This is a genomic window from Weizmannia agrestimuris (assembly GCF_943193165.1).
In the GTDB taxonomy this organism is placed as follows: domain Bacteria; phylum Bacillota; class Bacilli; order Bacillales; family Bacillaceae_C; genus Weizmannia; species Weizmannia faecalis.
The window spans coordinates 1-3,866 of the sequence record NZ_CALPDC010000088.1 but is presented as its reverse complement, the minus strand read 5'-3'; the positions used below and the strand labels follow the sequence as shown (position 1 = coordinate 3,866).

1 protein-coding gene is annotated in these 3,866 nt (G+C 43.9%); it reads left to right on the top strand.

What is annotated here, in order from left to right:
- Window positions 1-857 precede the first annotated feature (857 nt).
- The coding region (locus tag NFR98_RS15580; RefSeq protein WP_251460569.1) for a glycosyl hydrolase 53 family protein at window positions 858-3,866 on the top strand (3,009 nt) is incomplete at its 3' end.

The window sequence follows — 3,866 nt, the reverse complement described above, 5'->3', positions numbered from 1 at the left end:
CGATGCCTTTTACTAGACAACCAGGGTAATAAGCGATAAGAAGAAAAGCCGAAACAAACCAGAAAACTTGCAAAAAATGGAAATTTGCAGGTTTATTTGTCATGCCCTAAAATAAATGAAATAGGGAAATATTTACCTACTAAAACTACAAAAGTATATTTATTGAGTATTGAGATACATCTAGATATCCCCTCTTGGGAAAACTGCCTATTACCGACGTTTGTTAGATTTTCGTCACGGATTCAGGTATTAATTATAGTTCAAATTTTCTTATTCTGCAACGGAAAATTTGAAATTTAAATAATTTTTAACCCCATATAAATAGGAAATAAGTTCACAAAAAAGTGATGTTTTTTAAATCTGGTTAGCATTTTTCCTTCGACTCAATAGTCATACATGTCTTTTAATTTTGAACTTTCACTCCCAATCCGCTGCCGATCTATTCGTTCTACTGATAGCAGAGAAACAAATAAAAGCCAAACTGTCGGAGCAATACCCTGGCAGTTTGGCCTACACACGTAAAAAAAAATCAAGAATAACGTAAATTTCCAAATCACAATTTCAATCCACGCACTTACTGAGTACAGCAAAATATAAACAACGCATCCATTTCGCGTTAGCGTTTATACCTTATCGTACTCCCAATAAATGCGAATACATCGGTAGTTTATCAAAGATGATTAAAAATTTCAAAGCATCTGTACTCACCTTCTATCTTCGTTTGTTTTCCGCACGCCTTCCCTGCATCCCTTGTTCAGCTCAATAAATGCAGGCAGAAAAAATGATTAACCATTCTTTTCGCAAACCAAACTATAGTATAATCTAATAGTATGTGAAAAAAATGAGGGGGAAGTTTGATGAAGAAAGTAACAAGGTCTTTACTGGTGGCTGGTTCTACGCTCGCTTTGCTGGCTGGTTCTTTTGCCCCATCTTTAGCTGTGCCATTCGCACTTGCTGATACACCTTCAGACACTGCGGCGGCCTACAGCAACGGGACAGATACGGGCGCTTTTAAATTGCCTGCCTTAATCAGTAAAGTATCCACTGTAACAGATGATACCATCCGCGGTATTGATTTAACACCCTATCAAGCAGAACTGGCCGCCGGGGTAAAATACAAAGACTTTAATGGCCGTTCGCTCGATGAAGAAGGCTTTATGAATCTATTAAAAGATTCCGGCGCCAATTATGTCAATCTTAAAGTTGCCGTGAATCCTGCAAATGATGAAGGCAAATCATACGGCGGCGGGAACCCGACGCTCGAAAACGCCGTTAAAACTGCACAGGCAGCCAAGTCAGCAGGATTGAAAGTCAATATTAATTTCTTATTCTCAGATTTTTACACAAGCAAAAATAACCAGAAGCTTCCCAAAGGATGGGCAACGGATAACTTAAAAGATACGGCTGTTCGCTATATAAGCGAATCCTTGAACAAATTAAAAAGCAACAATGTAACACCTGATATGGTTACAGTGGGAAGCAACTTAGCCCAAAATTTTTTGAGCCAGGACATGGCAACCGGCAACGATATTTTGGCGGCTGTAACGAAAGAAATCCGGTCATTTGACAGTAGCATCCAAATTGCATTGGCCTATGCCGGGCCTGGTTCAAACTGGTTTACAACCATTGCGAACAACCTAAAAAGTGCAAATGTGGATTATGATATTTTGGGTGCCAATGTATATGCGGCATGGGATGCAATTTCTGATATCAAAGGGGCCATGGAAGCGGCAAAACAAGCCGGCAAAAAATTCGCAGTATTAAGTGTCAGCTATCCCTTTACAGACCAGGATTCAGACGGGGAAAGCAACGGGTCAACAGCTTCCGACATTCTGAAAAATGGAATTGGCGAAGTCAGCCCCCAAGGCCAGGCAACTTATCTGCACAATCTTTACAGCGCAATCACGGCAGATGGAAATAACACTGCTGGCTGCGGTGCATTTTACGACAATGCTGTGTGGATTGCAGTGGAAGCCGGCAATAGTGGCACCCACTGGCAGCACAATAAAGACGCAGCTGAAAAATACGGGACAGGCTGGGCAACAACGGCGGCAGCCGGATATGTTGATGGCGCCGATCAATGGGCAGGCGCGAGTTCAGTGGATAACCAGGCATTATTTGATGACTTGGGCAATCCGCTCCAATCGCTCACAGCTTTTAAGCAGTTATTAACCGGTACAGATGATGGCAGCAGTGATAACACGAGTGGCAATACAGGCACAACGGCCCCTGCTCCACAATCAGACCCGTTTGAAACCGGGACGGACACCGGCTTAAAAGCACAGACTGTTACAATTAACAAGTTAACAAATATGTCCTCCGATACGATTCGCGGGGTGGATATCTCATCTTATGAAGCGCTGAAAGAAGCCGGCGTAAAATATTACGACTTTAGCGGCAATCAGGAAAGCCTCTTAAAAATTCTCCATGATAACGGCGTGAACTATATCAGATTACGGATTTGGAACGATCCAAAAAGTTCAACTGGCGCAATTTACGGCGGCGGGCAGTCTGACGTTGAACACGAACTGGCGATTGCCAAGGAAGCTGCCCAATACGGGATGAAAATCTTGCTGGACTTTCACTACTCGGATTTCTGGGCAGACCCGGCGCAGCAAATTTTGCCGAAAGCATGGCGGGGGCACAGTGACGCCCAGTTACAGAAAGATGTTTACGGTTTTACAAGCGGCACCATTAAAAAATTCCAGAACGCAGGCGCGGATGTTGGGATGGTGCAGGTCGGCAATGAGATCACCAACGGCATGATGGGCGTAACGACGAACCGTGACGCAGGAGAATCATACACCGGCATTTGGAATAATAAAACAAAATCAGCCCGGGTTGACAGTTATATCAAATCCGGCATCAAAGCTGTTCGCGATACTGTACCGAACGCTTTAGTCACTTTACACATTGAAACACCGGATGTGCAAAAGTATACAGACATTATGAATGCATGGAAACGTGATGGTGTCGACTATGATGTGCTTGGATCGTCATACTATCCATACTGGTCTGTAACGGCAAAAGCCAACACACCAGAAACCTTAACGAAGGTGGAAAAACTGGCCGCCAGCTACGGCAAACTGTTTGCCGTGATGGAAACAGCTTGGGTAAACAGCTTGAAAGATGCTGACGGGACACCAAATTCAATCGGCGAAGAGCAAAGCAATTGGCAAAACACAAATGCTTTCCCGGTAGGCCCACAAGGCCAGGTAGACGCACTGACAAGTTTATACAGTACACTGATGAGCCAGCAAAACGGCCTCGGGGCATTCTACTGGGAGCCGGCCTGGATTCCGGTTTACGCTGGCCGGGATAATTGGAAGGCGAATAAAGATGCTGCTGAAAAATACGGGACAGGCTGGGCCAGCTCAGGTGCTGTCGGTTATTTCCCAGACAGCAAAATGTATTACAACGGCAATCCTGCCTGGGGCGGTACATCTTGGGATAACCAGGGGCTATTTGATGACCGCGGCTATGCTTTGCAGTCACTGAAGTTTTATAGGGATGCTGTCAACGATGTATCCAGACAAACCACAGTAATCAAGTATGTAGATGCGAAAACGGGTGAACCGATTACACCAAATACAATTGTTAGAACAACTGTCGGCAACACCGCAAAAGTGTCTTTACCAAAAGTAAATCACTATACCCCGTCTTCAAAATCGTACAGCTACAGCTTGAAGGCTAATACTGCCGGCGTGAAAATGGTGACTGTAAAATATGAGCTAACCAGCAAACAAGGGAATGCCATAAATTATGGCAAGTACGTGACAGTAACAAACAGCAAATATGCTGTATACCAGAACTTTAACTGGAAAAAGAAAAATGTCAAAGCTGCCAATAAAACCTACCTTGCCAAG